Raw genomic sequence first — 19346 nt, forward strand, 5'->3', positions numbered from 1 at the left:
CAATTAGAAAGAAATCTTTGCAGAAAATCCCATCGATCTCAAACTCGGTTGCATGAAATAGTCCATACCCTGGTTATAAGTACCTGTACTTGCAGTAGATTCCGGGTCAAATGGAGCCTTACAATACAGCATCCATAAATTACGTCCTACAAAGGAGACATTCAATCCAGAAATCCATTTACACCATTTATTGATCGGAATATCATATCCCAATGTCAATTCTCCCAAACGAACATTAGTCATACTATATACATACATAGAACCTACATAACCTGTACCATTAGCTCCGATAGTCTGATACCATGTCTGGGCATCAATCATCTGGCCGTTTACTTTCACGCCACCATTATCCCGTGCTTCTGCCGATGTCTTAGACACTCCATAATAGTCCATTACAGCTTGAGTGGCAGAAACTCCGATACCGCCTACACGGGCATTCAACATAAATCCGAGGCTGATTCCTTTCCAATTAAATTCATTTCTCCAGCTAAGAGTATATTTCGGATTGGTATTACCAGCATAAACATAATTATTCTTATCTGTTTCCAATGTACCCGTCATTGAATTCATCCAGATATGTCCATGCTCATCAGTTCTCATTGTATTCACATATACATCTCCCATAGAGCCCCCTACTGTTAGCCGCTGTTTGGCACCGCCTAACGAATAGACATCCATTTCGTCCAGATGTACTGTCACTCCCAACTCTTCATTTGTATATTCAGGGAGTAATTGGTCAATGCGGTTTCTGTTGAGCGACCATAGTAAAGTTGTTTTCCAATCTACAGGCCCTATATTCTGTTTAAAGCCAAGAGCTAACTCAATACCTTTATTCGTTACTTTACCTGCATTTACATATAATTTAGAATATCCGGTTGTTGTAGAAATTTCCGGACTGAAGAGCTGATTCTCCGTATATGTCTTATAAGCTGTCACGTCCAGTGTCAGTTTATTATCAAACAGACCTAAATTAAATCCTCCTTCCCATGAATGAGTTCTCTCCGGTTTAAGGTCTTTTATCGGGAAATAAGAAGTGGTATTCAATCCTCCCAACACTGCGTACGTAGTGATAGCCCTGAATCTTTCCGGTGCATTACCCACCTCACTATATGAAAGGCGAACCTTTGCATAAGAAAGAATGTTAGATTTCATTGTAAACATATTAGTCAGAATTGCTGAAGCACCGATAGAAGGATATAATATGGAAGAATGGTTTGTTCCTGCCAAAGCAGATATCCAGTCATTACGCAACGAACCGTCTACATAAACCATACCCTTATATCCTAATGAGAATGTTCCGAATAAAGAATTGGTACGGTCATGATAGTTCGTATTTTTATAGGTTAATTTACCGGAAACGTTCGCATTGTTAGAAGTAAACAGATTAGGAATGGTCAGCAATCCGCCGCCAAAATTAAGTTCCTTATAATCCAAATCCAATAAACTGGCACCTAAAGATGCTGTCAGATTCCATGTGTCGTGATAGAAATATTTATTGATATTCAACATGGCATCCGCATATATCTGACTGGTATTCTTGTTCGATTGCACGTATGCTCCTTTATCCGAGTTTTCAGCAATCACATTCAAAGTGGAAGCATACATTTTCTTTTCCGAGTTGATAGTTTCCTTATCCAGTTTCACGCGTCCGGAAACATTCAACCAATCTGTTATCGTATATTTTAGTAAACCGCTTGCCAGAAAACGGTCTTTCTTGTTGGTATACATATTCCGGTTCGTAATCCAGTAAGGATTCTGCATGGATAATCCATTTTCTTTCAATGGCCAAAACTGTGTTTTTATGTTACGGTCTACATCATATCGTTCATAATACTGATATTTCGAGAAATCATCACCGCGAGGAAATAAATAAACGGGAACCAATGGATTGGCATACTCTCCTTGCGACAACATATTCTGTTCCTTTACATTAGAATACATAAAACTTAAATCCATCGTCAGTTTATCATTCAGCATAGAGGTCGTGTTACGAACAGAGAAATTATATCTGTCCAAGTCATTATTCTGAATGATACCCCGGGCATTCACAGCACCTACGGATACATAGGTTTGATTTTTTTGTGTCCCTGTAGTCAGACTTACAGTGTTTGCTACATTGTAACCTGTCTGGAAAAAATCTTTAACTTCATAATCGGTAGGAGATGACAATTTAGATGCCCAACTATACCACTCTCCAGTTTCCGAACCATACGTATTCTGGAATTCCGGCAATCGGAATGGTGAATAGAAGGTTGAATTATTACTGTAAGTCAATCTGGTTTTATCTACAACCCCTTTCTTCGTTGTGATAAGTACCACACCATTGGCAGCAGCCGAACCGTATAGTGCAGCGGCGGCCGATCCGCTAAGTACTGAAATTGATTCTATATCATCAGCGTTGAAGTTAGCCAATCCGTCACCGGATTGTCCGGCACCCGTATACTGATCGTCAGGTTGTTCACCTGATATATTAGCCAAAGGAACTCCATCTACTACATATAGAGCGTTGTTATTACCGGATATAGACTTCGTACCACGCATTACCACACGGGCACCACCTCCAATACCGGATGAACTTGCATTGATATTCACACCCGCCACCTTACCGGCAAGACTGCTCATCACATTCATATCTTTCGCCTTTGCCACTTCGTCTCCGCCAATCTGCTGCACATTGTATGTCAAAGACTTAGTTTCTCGTTTAATGCCCAAAGCCGTTACAACAACCTCATTCAAGACTTTGGTATCTTCCGTCATCACAATGGAAAGCGATTTATTATCTGCAACCTTCACCTCTTGAGAAGCATATCCAATATAAGAGATCTCCAATACCGCTCCCTTTTTAGCTTGAATCTGAAAGTTTCCGTCGAAGTCTGTAATAGCACCGGTAGTTGTTCCTTTTACTTTCACATTCACTCCGATCAAAGGTTCTCCTTTTGTATCTTTCACTGTACCTTTTACCTGGATAGTCGGATCTTGCTCTGTTACATTCAATTTATTGGTAGACAAGATAATCTGCTTATCAACCACTGTATAAGTAATGTTGGTTCCTTTAAACACCTCATCAAGAATATCCAGTATCTTACCTGAATTGTTTCTCACAGAAACAATACGGTTCTTCTGAATTGTTTTATCATTATAAAGGAAAACATAGTCGGACGTCTCCTCTATTTTATTCAGTACCTGTTCTACAGATACATTGTTCATTGAAATGGCAACCCGCGTTCGCTGGGCATAGCCATCTTCGGCAGAAAGTTGTAATACTACTGCGAAAAGTAGTGCTAGACTAATCCTCATAACTAAAGGAAGTTTTAGATTTAAAGCATATTTAGGACATAATGCTGTAAATGAATGATTTTTTTTCATACATTTGTGGCTAACTAAAGTTTATTACTAAATGAACTATGGTTTGATTCCGGCTAGTGTTTGCGAGACCTTGTACCGTGAATCTGGAAAATTCGGAGGAAGACAGCTGTTGGTAGCAGCTTTCTTCCTTTTTTTCTTTTATTCTCTTGTGTTATTCCATGGGCTTTTATTTTAAGGGTTACTACTCTAATATAAATCTACTCTAATTTTAGTCTTTGATAATGTATCATCTGCCTGTTGTTACGGTTCTTCAATTTTCCATTTTAAATCGGCAGACCTGGCCAGATAATCCAATATCTGCGACAGAGTTTCAGTCCGGAAAGTAGCCCGGTACTTATATTCTTTTCCAGACCTATTGTTAAACTGAATTTCTACATTAAAATGTCGTTCCAGACGCTTCAGGATTTCTTCCAATGAAGCATTTCTGAAAATTAGTTTTCCATCTTTCCAAGCTATCTTTCCATAGACATCCACTTTATTTTTTTTCGACTTTTGACTCTGTTTGTCGTAAAGCAACTGTTCTCCAGGAGCCAATACAATTGTTTCCTGATCGGGGGTTATCACATTTACCTTACCCTTTTCCAATACTGTTTCTATATAATTATCATCCTCATAAGCAGCTACATTAAATTTGGTACCATAAACATATACGCTCAAGCCATTCGGAGTATTTACATAGAAAGGACGATCTTTGTCTGCCTGCACTTCGAAATATGCTTCACCCTTCAACTCTACCAACCGGTTGTCTTTCTTGAAAGTGGTAGGATAACGCAATGTACTACCCGCATTCAACCATACTACAGAATGATCCGGAAGTTCATAACGTATGACAGAACCGGTAGCGGTTACCACCTCTGCATATTTTTCGTCGGTTTCTGTTCCACTAAAATATAAATATCCCAAAACCAGAGAAGAGAGAAATAAAGGTATAGTCAGAAATGCTGCATAACGCATCAGTTGATTATACATGTTCTTTCTTCTATTAGTTTTTATTTTGGCTTGTGCTTGATAATAGGCACCCAATACATCAATGGATTCCATTTCTTTAATATCATCTCCCAATGCTTGTGCTTTACGGAGCAATGATTCCGGACTCATATTTTCCATATTTTCTTTCAAAATCTTATCTTTTAATTGTAATTACACTTATAATACAACTGAAGTAATTGGAAAAGGACAGCAAAAACAAACTTTTTTTATTTTATTTTTCGAGCCATGCCAAATTGAAGCGGTAATGCAATCGGCTACTAAGGATATGAACCACATTATCAGGAGTTTGTGTTCCTGCAAGATAGCCACGTGGTTCAGCATGATTTTCATCCATTTCGAAATATCCCGTCCATGCTCCACCGTTTAAAAAGCGATATTCACCGTCCGTCAGTAGTTTTCTTACCGGCCATGTTTTTCCCTCATCGTAGGAAAGAGCCGCATACATGCCATATCCTTTCTTCACATTTCCATTTTTATCTTTAAATTCCAGACCACGTTCTTCCAAAGGCGTACGTTGCGGATGGTCTGTGAAAGAAACCAATAGCAAAGGTCCTTCATTCAGTCTCATTAAAACAAGACGCTGACCTCCGTCAATAGGAGGGAGTTCGCTTGCTACATATTTCCAGGTCTTTCCCATATCATCTGATATGCTCATTGGCATTCGGAGCTTTCCTTCTTTATTCCGTATGCTATTACCACGCCCCATAGCCATCAAACTTCCGTTCCCTAATTGTACAATTCCCGCATGGATACCTGCGATTGTACTTCCCGTTCCTCCTTCTTTGAAATCCGGCAAAGGAGCGCCATCCCAAGGATCGCACCATGTTTTTCCTCCATCTTTACTGATTTGAACAGCTGCCCCGTCATGACTGCCGGGACCCGCGTCACAGGCTTGAACCAGCCATCCCTCACGTGTGCGAATCGTACCAGCTATTACCTGATGACGTTTGGTATGTTCGGGAGCTATCAGTTTAGGAGTGCTCCATGAAGCACCGTTATCTGTGCTGGTACGTAGTACCATTGCGAGATTCTGCCAGTCACCCGATGCTTCCACTCCATTGATATGATACAATTTTCCTTTTCCGTCATTGAGCAAAGCGCTTCCTGTCATATTCCGATCCGGAACTTTAAAGAATAAAGAAGCCACATCCCAATCAGTATGCCCGGCACGCAAGCGGGAACCGAGTACTACCATCCCTCTCCCATTCTCTTCATTTGCAGAAAACCATATTGCCAGCAAATCTCCATTATCACACCACGTAACTGCAGGCTGATGATTATGCAGATAAAATGGGGTATTCGAATCACATGCCGGACGTACCACAAATGGTATCGGAGGCAGAAACATCGGTGTGATAGCAGATATTTTTTTCCATTTTATAGATGTATTTTTTACAGATTCCTGATTGAACGGGACAGGGGCAGATGTTCCCGATACATTCAAACGAGTATCTGCTTCCACAATTCTAAATCCGGTTTGGGAATGTTTATCTTCCGGGAGCATAGCCAGTCGATTGGCACTTCGCAAGTATTTCTCCGGGGTGTGATGACTCCCTCCTCTAGTGACCCGAAACTCTCCTGCCAATGGTCCTGCCGGGTCTTTCTGCTTTTCTGCGGAATAAGAAGCATACCAATCCAAGCACCATTCTTCCACATTTCCATGCATATCATAAAGCCCGAATGTATTAGGAGGAGTCTGAGCTACTTTTAAAGATACCGGATCAAAGTCACGAACCACTTTTTGATTCCGATGATAAACTGCAGGTAACCCGTCTCCTGTGGAAAATAGTGTGTATGTGCCTGCCCGACAAGCATATTCCCATTCCGCTTCTGTTGGCAAACGATAGTTTTTGCCTTCTTTCCGGCTAAGCCATTCACAAAAGGCAACAGCATCGGAATAACTCACATTGACGACTGCTTCATCATCTTCCAGCGAAACACCGTTTTTTCCTCGTAATGCCCGATGTTCCGGACGGAATGACTCATATTGCGCATTCGTTATTTCAGTGATTCCCATACGAAACGGGCGAGAGATTACTACCTGATGGATAGGAGCCTCATCAAAATCTTCGCCTAATCCGTCACTTCCCATATAAAAACTTCCGGCAGGTATTTCAACCATCGGAATAAAAGACTTGGAAACTTCTTGAGGATGTATTGGCAAACAAAAGGTTATAGCCAATAAAAAAAACTTGTTTTTCATATTTTAATCCTGTTTATATATAATACAATCAACCTATATACAAAAGGACAGTCTTATCTGATTATTTTCCATTCATTAGGGGTGAAAGCAAAAAAAAGAATCGAAAATTAGGCTCTGATAATTATCTTATTATATATTTGCAGCAAAATGAAAAACTACAGAATCTCTAAATAATGAAAATATCTTTTTCCAAACAAACTAAAGAACGGACTTTCAAACAACTTTATGAGGAATATTACGCCCCATTTTGTCTGTATGCAAAAAGGTTTGTTGATGATAAAGAAACACGTGAAGATATCGTTTCAGATGTATTTACTTCATTATGGGATAAGTTTGAAACTGAATCCTTTGACTTGCAATCGGACACGGCATTGGGATACATCAAGATGTGTGTAAAAAACAGTTGTCTGAATTTCCTGAAACACCAAGAATATGAATGGAGTTATGCCGAAAACATTCAAAAGAAAGCGCCTATCTATGAGACAGAGCCAGATAGTGTGTATACTCTCGATGAACTATACAGAATGTTGTACGAGACACTGAATAAGTTACCCGAAAACTATCGCACTGTTTTTATGAAAAGTTTCTTTGAAGGTAAAACACATGCAGAGATCGCAGAAGAAATGAATCTTAGCGTGAAATCTATCAACCGATACAAACAAAAGACGATGGAACTTTTGAGGAATGAATTGAAAGACTATATGCCATTACTCCTTCTATTATTACCTTATCAATAAGTTTATTTTTTTATTGTCAATTGTCATATTGTCTATTAGTAAGTAAACTCCAAACTATTAATAGATAACTTCCTTCCTATTAAGACCAAACTTTCTTTGCATTAGTTACAAAGTTATATTTGCCTAACAACAAACTATAAATGCAAGCTTTGTTTTTATAAACGCAAGTTGCAATTATAAAAACAAAGGTTACATTTATAAAAATGAAAGCTTCGTTTATAGTTTATAATAAGCAGAATATAAGTTTGCAAGCCATACAAAAGAAGTTTAGGCGTAACAGAGTGGAAGTTTTCTATTAATAGCCTAGAGTTTATCTATTAGTATATTATGAGGGAGCATCTACAATAGTTCGTTAAACTTCAAATTAACAGATAAAAGTAGGTCACCTCCGGATTTCTTAAGATGAAGGTATCTGACATCTGAATGTGTATGAACCTGAATAAACTTACCCAATATCTTGATAGCTTATAATGAGGTGAAGGGGTGAAGGATTATTTATCCTAGATTCACAGATTTCTATCACCGTAGTCGTCTGATTTATAACAATTCAAACAAGTGTGAAACCTATGAACCTTCGATATGAGCATCATAGTTATGTTGTTCTCAACAAACTGGAAAATGGTGTTTGATGCGTTTAGAAGAAGTATGAGATGAGCCCCGGCTCTCTTATTGAACCAACCAGCGACCGATATTACGGGTTTCTTTGTCGAAGTCCACACCTATCTTTACCAATTTGCGGTGGTCGACGGTATAACATTCACTTTCAAACTACGATAATAACCGTTCCGCCAAATCACGGCAACCCGCACGATTCATCTTCCCATTACCCGCCTGCGGTATACAGTCTGTATATAAAACGTATTTAGGACGATGATAAGGTTCTAATATACTCTGTAGTTTGTCTTCTATTTCTTCTATGTCCGGCTGCCCTTCCAGCAACAAAGTCACCGCCTGCCCCAAACGTTGATCCGGTACGGAAGTGATGACAAACGGCACGGGAATATACGGGCGAAGGATTTTTTCTATTTCCTCTGCCTGGATTTTTATTCCGCCGCTATTGATGACATTGTCTTTCCGACCGAGAATAGTAAAACTTCCATCGGGATAGATATGCGCAATGTCATTGGTTTGCAAAATATCATCGCATACCAAAGGGGCTTTAATGACCAATGTATTTTCAGAAGATAAAGACAGTTCCACAGAAGCAAAAGGGTAATAGCGTTCGGAAGCTAATACCCCATTCAGACGGCGGAGAGCAATATGAGACAACGTTTCGGTCATGCCATAAGTAGAATAGATAGCACCCGGAAGATTTCTGATTTCTGCTTCCAAAGCCTCATCGATTGCTCCACCACCGATTATCAGAACATCCGTTTGTCGCAACCGTTCTTTTTCTTCAGGCACCTGCAGGGTATTATAAACTTGCAGAGGAACCATTGCCGCAAATCTCAAAGGCTGTTTCATATCCGCTAACGGATGACCGGAAGCGGGACGTATAATCAGATTCAAACCTGCAACCAAAGAGCGTACGACTACCATCATAGCTCCGATATAACGGAGATTCATGCATAACAAAGCAGTGTCTCCTATTTGCAAATTCAGAAATTCGCAGGTCAGACGTGCGCTTTGCATCATTTTATCCTTGCTAATCCTTATCTTTTTCGGTTTTCCGGTAGATCCCGAAGTATGAACTGTCATCCAAGGAGATTCGGTAAACCACTCTTGCAGGAAGTCATACAACATCTGCCCTGTAGAAGAATCGGATGCTCCTACCGCCTTTGTTTTCAACAAATGCAAATCATTGGCTGTATATCGTACCCCTTCAAGCAGAAGCGATTGCTTTTCTCTCTCAAATTCCATTTTATTGAATGCCTCCTCGCAACAGTTCCAACATTTCTTCTTTAGTCAATTTATGCGCCATATTGCTTCCATCCAGTAGAGAATCCGCCAATGATTTCTTACTTTGATGCAGCGTGACAATCTTCTCTTCAATCGTATTGGAAGCTATCAGCCGATAGATGGTGACAGGGCGAGTTTGACCGATACGGTAAACACGGTCTGAAGCTTGGTCTTCGACAGCAGGATTCCACCATGGATCCAAATGAATCACATAATCGGCGGCTGTCAGGTTCAGCCCTGTACCTCCCGCTTTGAGACTAATCAAAAACAGGTGTCCCTCTCCTTGTTGAAACCGACTGACCTGTTTTTCACGCTCATTTACAGACATCGTTCCATCCAAATAAAGATAGGAAATACCCTGCAAATCAAGTTCTTTGCGAATCAAAGCCAGATGAGACGTGAACTGGCTGAATACTAACGCACGGTGCTGATTGCCGATAAGTTCATCTACCAAATCCATAAATACTTTTGTCTTGGATGAGTCAATTTTCAGCTTATCATTGATCAAAGCCGGATGACAGGCCGCCTGACGTAAACGAGTGATTTCCGCCAATGCCTGCATAGCCCCCAACGAACTTTCCTCGATATTAGCAACAGCCTGCTGACGGAGATTCTCATACAAAGCCATTTCCTCGGAAGACAGTTCTACCTTCTGCACTATTTCTGTTTTCTGCGGCAGTTCGTCCAAAACCTCATTTTTGGTACGTCGAAGCAGAAAAGGTTGCAGCACTCTCTTTAATTGTTTTTGCCGTTGCTTATCTCCGTTTTTCTCAATGGGCAGAATAAACTTTTCATTAAAATGCGGAAATGTCCCCAGTAAACCGGGATTGGCAAACTGAAATAAGTTCCAGATTTCACTTAGATGGTTCTGTATGGGAGTTCCGGTCAACAACAAACGGAATTCACCGTTGAGTTGCATCGCCGCCTTGGACATTTTGGTGTCTTTATTCTTAATTGTATGGGCTTCGTCCAGCAGGATGACATTCCACTGCTTCTTGCTCAACAATACAACCTCCGCATTCAGCAATCCATAAGTAGTAAGCAATATATCATAATCACCTGTCTCCTGTATCATTTGCTCCCGATCACCGCAGCTGTCATGTAGCACCCGGCAAGTAAGCGAAGGAGCAAAACGGTTGATTTCACTCTGCCAGTTAAGCAATACGGATGCAGGAGCGACAACCAAAGAAGCACCTTTCTTCCCTCTGCTGAGCATCAGAGCAATGGCTTGTATCGTTTTTCCCAATCCCATATCATCCGCCAGACAAGCACCGGCTCCCCAATACGCCAATCGTGATAACCACCGGAATCCATCCATCTGATAATCACGCAATTCAGCCTGTAACGTGGCAGGTACGATGAACCGGACATTTTCTGCCTGTTCTATTTTTTGCTGTAGTTCCTTAAACTTATGGTCTTTTTTCAGCAGGATTCCCTGTTGTTCCATATCAGCAAGCAAAGTGGCATTAAAGCTGGAAACTTTCAGACTTTTATCATTCAGCAGGATAGAATCAAGTTCTTGCAACTTCCGACGTAACTGATTGCTTAATGCGATGAAATCAGAGTCATTCAACGCTATAAAACGCCCCCTGCTTTCACGGGTTTTCCGCAAAAGTTCGGAAATCTTCATCCGGACTCCGTCTTCTATCTCCAACTCTCCATCTATCTCGAACCAGTATCCTACCCCTTTCATAGAAAGCTTCAGTTGTGGAAAATCCGCAATGCCCTTTATAGACAATTTAGCACCCTCCGGCCACTCGGTACGCGACACATCTGACAGCTCGCGAAGCTCTTCTATCAGATCCAGACATTGATAGTAATCTGCAAAGTAAGCCGTATCCGTAGCCATAAAGTCTCCGCTGACCCGTTGAAGTAGCTGGTTGACTATCACATAATTTTCTTTTTCTTTCTTCAAATTGCGTACCGCCTGCACACGTTCGCCCTTCATTGTTCCAATCACGCTTCCCACTCCCTCACCGGCTTTGCAATAAGGCGGCTGTTCGATGAAAGGTTTTACAAAAAGTTCCACCTTGATTCCGTCTCCTACGGGCAACAGCTGAACGGTTATCAATGAATCTCCTTTTATTTGCTTGAGGTTTTCTTTATTGCGTACCAAGTCCGAATGTATCGTCACGTTTCTTCCCAATTTCCCCAACACGTCCGCCAACTGGTCTTTAGCTTTTAACGGAAAGCGGGAGGATTGTTTGAAGAGTTCCAATATGGCACGCTGTTCCGAGGTCAGTTCTACAATCCGATAGAGCTGATCATTCTCCTTATTTAAAATAGTATTCGAACTTCCCAACTGTTTCACATTACTGCTCACCTGATAACCGTCTTTCAGTTGAGTAACCACCAACTGTAGTTCTTCTTTCGTAATTACAATAGGAATATCCGGATTTCTCTCCATATACACAAATGGATAACCCGCCAAAAGAGATAACGCCTTGGGTCCGCTCAACTCATAAATGTCTCCTATAGAATATCCGGCATTAAAGTACTTGACACATGCCGCAAGGCTCTTGTCTAGTTCGCTCATCCCTTCTACTGCGTTCTGCTGGAAAGTAGCCAAAGCTATATTCCTCCCTCCCGTCCAGGTTATTCCGTCTTTCGACTTTTGAAGTCGGGGAATGATCTGACCATAATTCGTTATATGATATACAATGCGTGACCGAGCTATGTTATCAGCGGCTCCTTTCGCTACTTCTCTGGTTTCCTGATTCCGAACCAGCTCCGCTAATCTGTCCAACGCAATTTCCCAAGGTTCCTGTTTAGCATAAGAAGGAAGCAGGGGAGCCACTCCCATCTCTTCCCTCAATTGCGCATTTTTAGAAATAAAAGCCTGAAAGTCGCATGAATATTCTAACTGCAATGCTTTAAAACGATCGTTTTCAAGCAGTTTCTCAATAGGGCGATTGTCTATATAGATTTTCTCATTCAGCTTATAATGTTCGAGAAGTAAATACAATAATGCTTTTACCATATTCGATTGCAGGTCATAGTTCCGCTCTATCCATAAGACTAATTCTTTAGTATCTCTTCCTAAAGCAATCAAAAGCATCAGATAAGCCGGCAGCCATTGCCTTTCTTCACGAATCCGTTTCTTTGTCACTAATCCGCTCATCTTTTTCTTTGAAGCCTCACTACCCTCGCGCATTAATGCTATGACATACGTTAACGAATAGAAAGGCGTATCAAAAAGATAGGTACTTTCTATATCTTTGAGAGCTTGCCGATATATTTTAAGTGCCTCTGAATAATTTCCATGATATTGGGCATAAAGCGCATGGGCGCATAAACCATCCACAGAGCGGGACGTTACATTCTCCGGGATTTCATTGATACGACCAGACAATACATATTCATAAAATGAATAAACTTCCCGAAAATACGCTTTAACGGAAGTAGGCATTGATTGATTCCTTAGATATAGATTTTCAACAAAAAGCTCGTCTATTTCTTCCAGCCAGTAATTCCAACGATTGGCATATCCATCGATAATACAATATAAAACACCGACAGAAAGTTTACTGTATAAATCTCGCCATTCGGTAGAATATGCCATTTCACGAAATAGAGGCAGTGTCAATTCGTCTACCGGCCAATGCGTTATTATATCATTATCCAATTCCTTCGTCGCAGCCCATTGTAACATCGCATTACACAATGTTCTCGCTTGCAGCTCAATATATCCGGGGAGAGATTGTTCTTTTTCAAATTCTTCAAACGATTCATTTCGCATCAGCCATAAATACCGGAGATGGATGCCGGGCAGCAACCGACATCTTTTATTCCCGAAATAATGCAGGTTTGAAACGATTTCTATCTCGCCATTCTCTTGCATTGACTTCAGCAACTTAGTAGCCTTGGCAGGGCTAAATCCCATCTTACAGAGTTTCTTCAATGCATCGTTATATAGCAATGGAAGCATGTTCCAAGCCATATATTTTAAGAAAAGGGTTTTAATCTCTTTGTCTTTATCAGCAGCTAATATTGCCATCTTTTTTAGTTCTATGTTTTGTCGTTACCAGTCGATTATCCTTTAACACCATCATTTACAAAACCACAGGCAATCTTTTCTTATTTCAAGAGGCACTTCCACGTTGTCTGTAAAGAGCGCCCCTGTTCCCAGTCCCTGTGGCAACGGATTGCTGAATGTTGCACACCACTGGGCAATGGCGTTTAGCCCAATGTTTGATTCCAGAGCGGAAGTTATCCACCAGCCGATCTGTTGTTTTTCAGCTTCGGTAATCCATTCGTCTCCTCCGCATATTCCTCCATGAAGAGAAGGTTTAATAACGATATATTGCGGACGAATTGTTGAAAGCAGCTCCTGTTTCCTTTCCAGCGTATTGCATCCTATCAGTTCTTCATCCAAAGCAATCGCTAATGGAGATTCGGCAGCAAGCCGAGCCATTTCCTCCCATTGTCCGGCACAGATTGGCTGTTCGATAGAATGTAAATCAAACTCGGACAGACGTTTCAGTTTTTCCATTGCGTCCACGGGTGAGAAAGCACCATTTGCATCTACACGCAACTCTATTTCTTTAGAAGAGAAATGCGTACGAATATGGCGCAACAATGTCAGTTCTTCTTCGAAATTGATGGCACCTATCTTTAACTTGATACAACGAAATCCGGCTTCCATCTTTTTCTCAATCTGGGATAACATGTTCTGAAAATCTCCCATCCAAATAAGGCCGTTAATCGGAATACCAACTTCTCCACGTGAGAAAGCCGTATCACATAAAGCCCAGTTTCCTGCAAAGAAATGCCGGATGGCCGTTTCCAGACCAAATAAAATTGAAGGATAGTCACACAAGCCATCCATATCCAATCTGCCTTGTTCCCTCTCTACTTTCCGGCAGACTTTCACTAATATATCTTCGTAATCAGGAAGATCGTCACAACTTAAAGCGGGCAAAGGTGCACACTCCCCTATTCCCACTCTGCCAGGGAAGTCAGGAGAGGTAAAATGAAGATACCAAACTTTACGCGTAGTATATGTTCCTCTGGAAGTCCCGGCAGGTTGCTTGAAATGGAGCAATCGGGGAATAATTTCTATTTTACAATTCATCGTGAATAATTTTTCAATTCACCACAGAATAACACAGAGCCTCACGAAGTTTTAATAAGTTATATCTCTTGCAGTTCTCCTACCATTCTCTCCTCCACAGTCTTGCTTTGCAGAAAATCGGGCTTAAACGCAGGAAAAGCAAACTCTGTGGTACTCTGTGGCAAAGCCGATTTTAAGGGAATTTCGGATATTGTTTGAAGTTCGGTTTACGTTTCTCCAGAAACGCATTCTTGCCTTCCTGTGCTTCATCAGTCAGGTAATAGAGCAACGTTGCGTCACCTGCCAATTCCTGAATACCTGCCTGACCATCCAGTTCGGCATTCAATCCTGCTTTAATCATGCGCAAAGCCAACGGACTAAGCAACATCATTTCTTCCGCCCACTGTACATATTCGTCCTCCAACTGCTCCAAGGGAACTACTTTATTCACTAATCCCATATCCAATGCTTCTTGTGCATTATACTTCCGGCAAAGGAACCAGATTTCGCGTGCTTTCTTCTGACCGACCACACGTGCCAGATAAGACGCACCGAATCCGGCATCAAAGCTACCTACACGAGGACCCGTCTGACCGAAAATAGCATTTTCCGACGCAATGGACAAATCACATACCACATGAAGCACATGTCCGCCACCAATAGCAAAACCGTTCACGGCAGCAATCACCGGTTTCGGGATGCTGCGAATCTGCTTTTGCACATCCAATACACTAAGACGAGGCACACCGTCTTTTCCGATATATCCGCCACGTCCTTTCACATTCTGGTCGCCGCCCGAACAAAATGCCTTATCACCGGCTCCGGTAATCACAATCACATCAATATCCGCTTCTTCACGGCAGATGCGCAATGCGTCACTCATTTCAGCAGTAGTTGTCGGAGTAAACGCATTCCGATAGCGTTCACGGTTGATCGTGATACGGGCAATTCCATTATAATAATCAAAAAGAATATCGTCGTATTCTCTGATGGTTGTCCACTCTCTTTGTGTTGACATAATCTATTTTTGTTTTAATTGATGATAATAATTTTTCAACATGCGCGCGTCCTTGTTTTTGTTGGTAAACACCTCCAAGAGCACAGGCTGCTCCATAGCTTCCGGTTGAGTGAAAGTTTTCATCGCTTCAGCCAGTTCTTCGTCATTTTGCGCTTGCAGATAAAGAAACCCACGCTCTTCTGCCCAACCTTTGGCGGACGTTTTATGGACTGCCGCAATAAATTTATGCGAAGTACCCGACATATCCAACCCCGGCAAGGTATGGAAAATCTCTCCTCCTCCATTATTTAACAGAAGGATACGCAGATTGGAGCGAACGTTGACATTCCACAACGCATTCATATCATAAAAGAAGCTCAAATCTCCGATAGCTATAAAGTTCAGTTTGTCGGAAGCTGCCGCATAACCGACAGCCGTAGACAGCGAGCCTTCAATACCGTTTGTTCCCCGGTTGCAACAAACTTCAATCGTAGAAGGAATAGAGTATAATTGTGCATAGCGCACCACCGAACTGTTAGCCAGATGCAACGCACATGACTCCGGCAAGGCTTTCAACAACGTACCGATGGCAGACATTTCCGAATAAGCAAACTCCGGTTCGGGAATGATCTTGCAATAGTTTTCCCACACACGGGGATATTCAGGAGTCCGATTGTCCAACAAACTGGCTATCTTCTCCAGAAACTCGAACGGGTCCATTTCGATCACCGTAGTTAATGAGCCGTACAAATCGACCACCTCACCGTCCGGCGATACGTGCCAATGTTCTTTAGGCGGATGCTGACGGAGAAACTTCTTCAGCCGTTTGGAAACGACATGTCCTCCATAAGTAATCAACAACTCCGGAACCATCTGGCCGACCTTCTCTTCGGGCATGGCATAAAGCGCCGCATCAAAGTTCTTTACCGGAATACCGGGAACTGTCTGGTTGCCGATATGTTCAGTCAACCAGGCAAAATGTTTATATAATAACTTGATATATCTTTTTTCAAACAGGTAGATAAGATTCATCTGACCGATGATAATCATTCGCTTCTGGTATTTATTCATCCGATCGACCAAATCATTATAATCACGATCGTAGACGTTCAACCCCTGATAACGGGTAATGACACGCACTTCAGGAAGCGAATCAACCGTAAACTGGAACAACGGTTCAGAAATAGGGACATTAATATGTACCGGTCCTTTTCCATGATGGTTCGTTTCCAGCAAAGCTTCATTCACCAGACGATTGCAATACCATTCATCTTCTTCCGTATGAATCTCCGGAAGGTTTACTGACTTCTTAACCAATGTCTGAAATACGCCTGGTTGTGGTACTGTCTGTCCATCCATCTGCCCGATCCAGGCAGCGGGACGATCCGCAGAAATAATGACCAGAGGAACATTTTGATAAAATGCTTCTGCCACAGCCGGATGAAGGTTTAATAATGCAGTACCGGAAGTGCAACAGACAGCTGCGGGCTTACCACCATTCAACGCAAGACCGATGGCAAAATAGCCGGCACTCCGTTCATCCGTCACCGGATAGCAGGTAAAATTCGGATGGTTAGACAAAGTATGTACTATGGGCGTATTACGACTACCCGGACACAATACAACCTTAGTAATCCCATGCGCCTCGAGCAACGCAACCAACTGGAGTATGTTCTTCTTGTCTGTATACATGATGATAATTATTAGTAGTTTATGATTTTAAAGGAGGCACTGCAATCAGCCGTTTGATGGTTTGCAACTTCTTCTCCGTTTCCAGCCATTCGTCATTCAATTCCGAAGAGGCCAATAATCCACCGCCGGCATAAAGAGTAAGTTGTTTATCTTCGATATGCATACAGCGTAAGTTTACATAGATGTCTGTTCGTCCTTCCGGATCGAGCCATCCGATAAAGCCGGAGTAATAGCGGCGGTCGTAACCTTCATTCTGCAAAATAAACTGATAGGCTTCTTCCTTCGGCAAGCCGCATACGGCAGGTGTCGGATGCAAAACTTTCAGAAGGTCTCCCAAACCTTTATTATCTTTCAAAGAAAAACGGAAATCAGTTTTTAAATGTGACAAAGCACCGGCATAAGCAGGATATGGCCCGTTTTCCGTAGAATGAATATCCAGTGAAAGAAGCTGCCGACGGATATAAGAAGCAACATAATCTTGTTCTTTCCGGTTCTTTTCATCCCATACTTGCGGCAATCTGCCATCTTGCAAAGGCTGTGTTCCGGCTAGTGCAACCGTATGCCATTCGTCTTTCTCACCTGATAAAATGATTTCGGGAGTACTTCCCAGCCAGATGCCCGTCTGCGGAGTATAACATAAGTAAATATACGAATGAATATAACGTTTACAAGCCGCCCGAAAGATGGACAAAGGAGAAAAATCCGCAACTTTATCAACTGTAAGATGACGGGAAAGCACTAGTTTATCAAACGTCCTGTCACGTAACGCATTTATAAAGGTATGAAAGCATGCCGCATATTCTTCCGTAGAAGAAGTCAGAAATGATTCTTGTCCTTGCAGGCGCAAGGCTATCTCCCGGTCTTCTTCCGTATCATCATCCACGGGTAAAGGCTGCCCCCACTGATCGGGTTGAATCAACACAACCGGACATGACTCACTCACCTGAAACGGAGCAATTACAAATCCTCTCTGTCCATTCAGTTCTTTCAAATCGTATATCAAACGGACCGCTCCTTCCGCCTGCGTCAACAGACGGGGAACTTTCTCTCCGGGAATACGGTAAACAGCAAACGGCTGCTTCCGCTGAATAAATGCATCAATAGTTGTCAAGTTACTTATTTCTTCGTCGGTCATCTCTTTTTCATCACACTGTTGACTACCCGTATGGAAGACACCAGTTTGTTTGTTGAAGTAAACACGTCTACATTCCATACGTGGGAGGAACGTCCCTTATGTACAACTGTTCCTACCGCACGCACTGTATCTCCTTCATGTGCAGAAGATATATGGTTTCCGCTGACCTGCATTCCTACTACAATCTCGTCCGGCTGGCAAAGAATCATCGAACCGAGTCCGGCAACTGTTTCCGCCAACGCAAGAGTAGCTCCCCCATGCAAAATGCCGAAAGGCTGACGGGTACGATGGTCTACCGGCATCGTTGCTTCCACACGGTCTTCGTCGGCGTATGTATATTGAATTCCCAAGTTTCCCATTAATGCGTGGCGTGCCTGCGCATTCAGTTGGTCAAGGGGAATTTCAGCAGCACGCACTTCAGCTATAATAGCCTTCTCCACTGCAACGGCCACTCCGTCTTCCTCATTCGAAGCGGTCACATAGTCGGCACAGGCTTTCACCGAGTCTTGTGAATGTCCCATAGCTACGCCCAGCCCGGCCAATTGAATCATTGTTACGTCACACACACCATCGCCTACAGCAATCACTTCCTCACGCTTCATATCCAGCACCTCCAGCAAAGCGCCCAAAGAGTTGGCTTTGTCGATGGCGCAGGGAACTACTTCCAGAAAATATGGCTCCGAACGGAATACGTCCAACGCTCCGTTCAGTCGTCTCTTCCAGTGATCTTCCAAACCAACCAGTGCTTCTTCGTCATCGCTCACCAGCATACACTTACAAGGAGCAAAATCAACGGCAGCAGAAAATTCTTCTTCTTTAATTATTTGCAGGTTATTCAACCGGGCTTCATTTTGGATATGTTCATTTTCAGGAGAATCCGTTATAATCGTATCATCATGATAAGTGAATAAGGCAAAACCGTTTTTACGGGCTTTCTTTTCCAGATACGGCAACATTTCGGGATTAATCCGACGTTCAAACAGAATTTCCCCGTTTTGTGCATTGATAATCTGACAGCCATTATAGGAAAGGATAAAACCTCCATAGTTTCCAAGTTCGAGCATCTTGGCCAACGGCATCAGGCCATAAGTCGGTCTGCCGGATGCCAGCACAATACGTACTCCCATTTGCTGAACCTTCAACAGGGCAGCCAATGTACGCTTACTAATTTCTTTCGCATCATTGAGGAGTGTTCCGTCTACATCAAGAACCAATAATTTATACTTCATGATTACACGATTTTGATTTAGATTACAAAGGTAGGAAATTGAGTG

Annotated in this window: 11 protein-coding genes; 1 reads left to right on the forward strand and 10 read right to left on the reverse strand. The window is 42.1% G+C overall.

What is annotated here, in order from left to right:
- Positions 1 to 3 precede the first annotated feature (3 nt).
- From KTR06_RS16935 to KTR06_RS16945, 3 genes are all read right to left on the reverse strand, one after another.
- Positions 4 to 3297, reverse strand: coding sequence for a SusC/RagA family TonB-linked outer membrane protein (locus tag KTR06_RS16935; protein WP_120067437.1), 3294 nt, complete (start codon positions 3295 to 3297; stop codon positions 4 to 6).
- A 309-nt stretch (positions 3298 to 3606) separates the two neighbouring features.
- Entirely contained in the window at positions 3607 to 4473 is an 867-nt protein-coding gene (locus KTR06_RS16940) for a FecR family protein (RefSeq protein WP_217290601.1), read from the reverse strand.
- A gap of 94 nt (positions 4474 to 4567) precedes the next feature.
- Positions 4568 to 6559 carry an SUMF1/EgtB/PvdO family nonheme iron enzyme gene (locus KTR06_RS16945; protein ID WP_217290600.1) on the reverse strand — a complete coding sequence of 664 codons (1992 nt, stop codon included), beginning with the start codon at positions 6557 to 6559 and terminating at the stop codon, positions 4568 to 4570.
- A 173-nt stretch (positions 6560 to 6732) separates the two neighbouring features.
- Here KTR06_RS16945 and KTR06_RS16950 point away from each other — a divergent pair, with 173 nt between their 5' ends.
- Positions 6733 to 7296, forward strand: coding sequence for an RNA polymerase sigma-70 factor (locus tag KTR06_RS16950; RefSeq protein WP_008021539.1), 564 nt, complete (start codon positions 6733 to 6735; stop codon positions 7294 to 7296).
- A gap of 768 nt (positions 7297 to 8064) precedes the next feature.
- On the opposite strand, the gene KTR06_RS16955 is transcribed toward KTR06_RS16950, so the two are convergent.
- From KTR06_RS16955 to KTR06_RS16985, 7 genes are all read right to left on the reverse strand, one after another.
- Positions 8065 to 9156, reverse strand: coding sequence for an AMP-binding protein (locus tag KTR06_RS16955; protein ID WP_120067439.1), 1092 nt, complete (start codon positions 9154 to 9156; stop codon positions 8065 to 8067).
- 1 nt (position 9157) lies between these two features.
- Positions 9158 to 13192: a DEAD/DEAH box helicase gene (locus tag KTR06_RS16960; protein WP_120067440.1), complete on the reverse strand. Its 4035-nt coding sequence runs from the start codon at positions 13190 to 13192 to the stop codon at positions 9158 to 9160.
- Between the two features lie 51 nt (positions 13193 to 13243).
- Complete coding sequence (locus tag KTR06_RS16965) at positions 13244 to 14269, reverse strand: o-succinylbenzoate synthase (protein ID WP_008021533.1); 1026 nt, start codon at positions 14267 to 14269, stop codon at positions 13244 to 13246.
- A gap of 172 nt (positions 14270 to 14441) precedes the next feature.
- A complete protein-coding gene (gene menB, locus KTR06_RS16970; RefSeq protein WP_004310001.1) occupies positions 14442 to 15266 on the reverse strand; it encodes a 1,4-dihydroxy-2-naphthoyl-CoA synthase in 825 nt (274 codons plus the stop codon).
- 3 nt (positions 15267 to 15269) lie between these two features.
- Positions 15270 to 16937 carry a 2-succinyl-5-enolpyruvyl-6-hydroxy-3-cyclohexene-1-carboxylic-acid synthase gene (gene menD, locus KTR06_RS16975; protein ID WP_120067441.1) on the reverse strand — a complete coding sequence of 556 codons (1668 nt, stop codon included), beginning with the start codon at positions 16935 to 16937 and terminating at the stop codon, positions 15270 to 15272.
- Between the two features lie 19 nt (positions 16938 to 16956).
- Positions 16957 to 18072 carry an isochorismate synthase gene (locus KTR06_RS16980; protein ID WP_008021526.1) on the reverse strand — a complete coding sequence of 372 codons (1116 nt, stop codon included), beginning with the start codon at positions 18070 to 18072 and terminating at the stop codon, positions 16957 to 16959.
- Positions 18069 to 19301 (reverse strand): Cof-type HAD-IIB family hydrolase, encoded by a 1233-nt coding sequence (locus tag KTR06_RS16985; RefSeq protein ID WP_008021524.1) that lies wholly within the window; start codon positions 19299 to 19301, stop codon positions 18069 to 18071. Before KTR06_RS16985 ends, KTR06_RS16980 begins: the two co-directional genes overlap by 4 nt.
- Positions 19302 to 19346: the final 45 nt, after the last annotated feature.

Source organism: Bacteroides sp. MSK.20.12 (genome assembly GCF_019052435.1).
Taxonomy (GTDB): Bacteria; Bacteroidota; Bacteroidia; order Bacteroidales; family Bacteroidaceae; genus Bacteroides; species Bacteroides xylanisolvens.

Coding starts and splice junctions, on each gene's coding strand:
- menD (WP_120067441.1), bottom strand. CDS start 16,937: ATGTATACAGACAAGAAGAACATACTCCAGTTGGTTGCGTTGCTCGAG.
- menB (WP_004310001.1), bottom strand. CDS start 15,266: ATGTCAACACAAAGAGAGTGGACAACCATCAGAGAATACGACGATATT.
- KTR06_RS16935 (WP_120067437.1), bottom strand. CDS start 3,297: ATGAGGATTAGTCTAGCACTACTTTTCGCAGTAGTATTACAACTTTCT.
- KTR06_RS16945 (WP_217290600.1), bottom strand. CDS start 6,559: ATGAAAAACAAGTTTTTTTTATTGGCTATAACCTTTTGTTTGCCAATA.
- KTR06_RS16960 (WP_120067440.1), bottom strand. CDS start 13,192: ATGGCAATATTAGCTGCTGATAAAGACAAAGAGATTAAAACCCTTTTC.
- KTR06_RS16980 (WP_008021526.1), bottom strand. CDS start 18,072: ATGACCGACGAAGAAATAAGTAACTTGACAACTATTGATGCATTTATT.
- KTR06_RS16940 (WP_217290601.1), bottom strand. CDS start 4,473: ATGGAAAATATGAGTCCGGAATCATTGCTCCGTAAAGCACAAGCATTG.
- KTR06_RS16955 (WP_120067439.1), bottom strand. CDS start 9,156: ATGGAATTTGAGAGAGAAAAGCAATCGCTTCTGCTTGAAGGGGTACGA.
- KTR06_RS16985 (WP_008021524.1), bottom strand. CDS start 19,301: ATGAAGTATAAATTATTGGTTCTTGATGTAGACGGAACACTCCTCAAT.
- KTR06_RS16965 (WP_008021533.1), bottom strand. CDS start 14,269: ATGAATTGTAAAATAGAAATTATTCCCCGATTGCTCCATTTCAAGCAA.
- KTR06_RS16950 (WP_008021539.1), top strand. CDS start 6,733: ATGAAAATATCTTTTTCCAAACAAACTAAAGAACGGACTTTCAAACAA.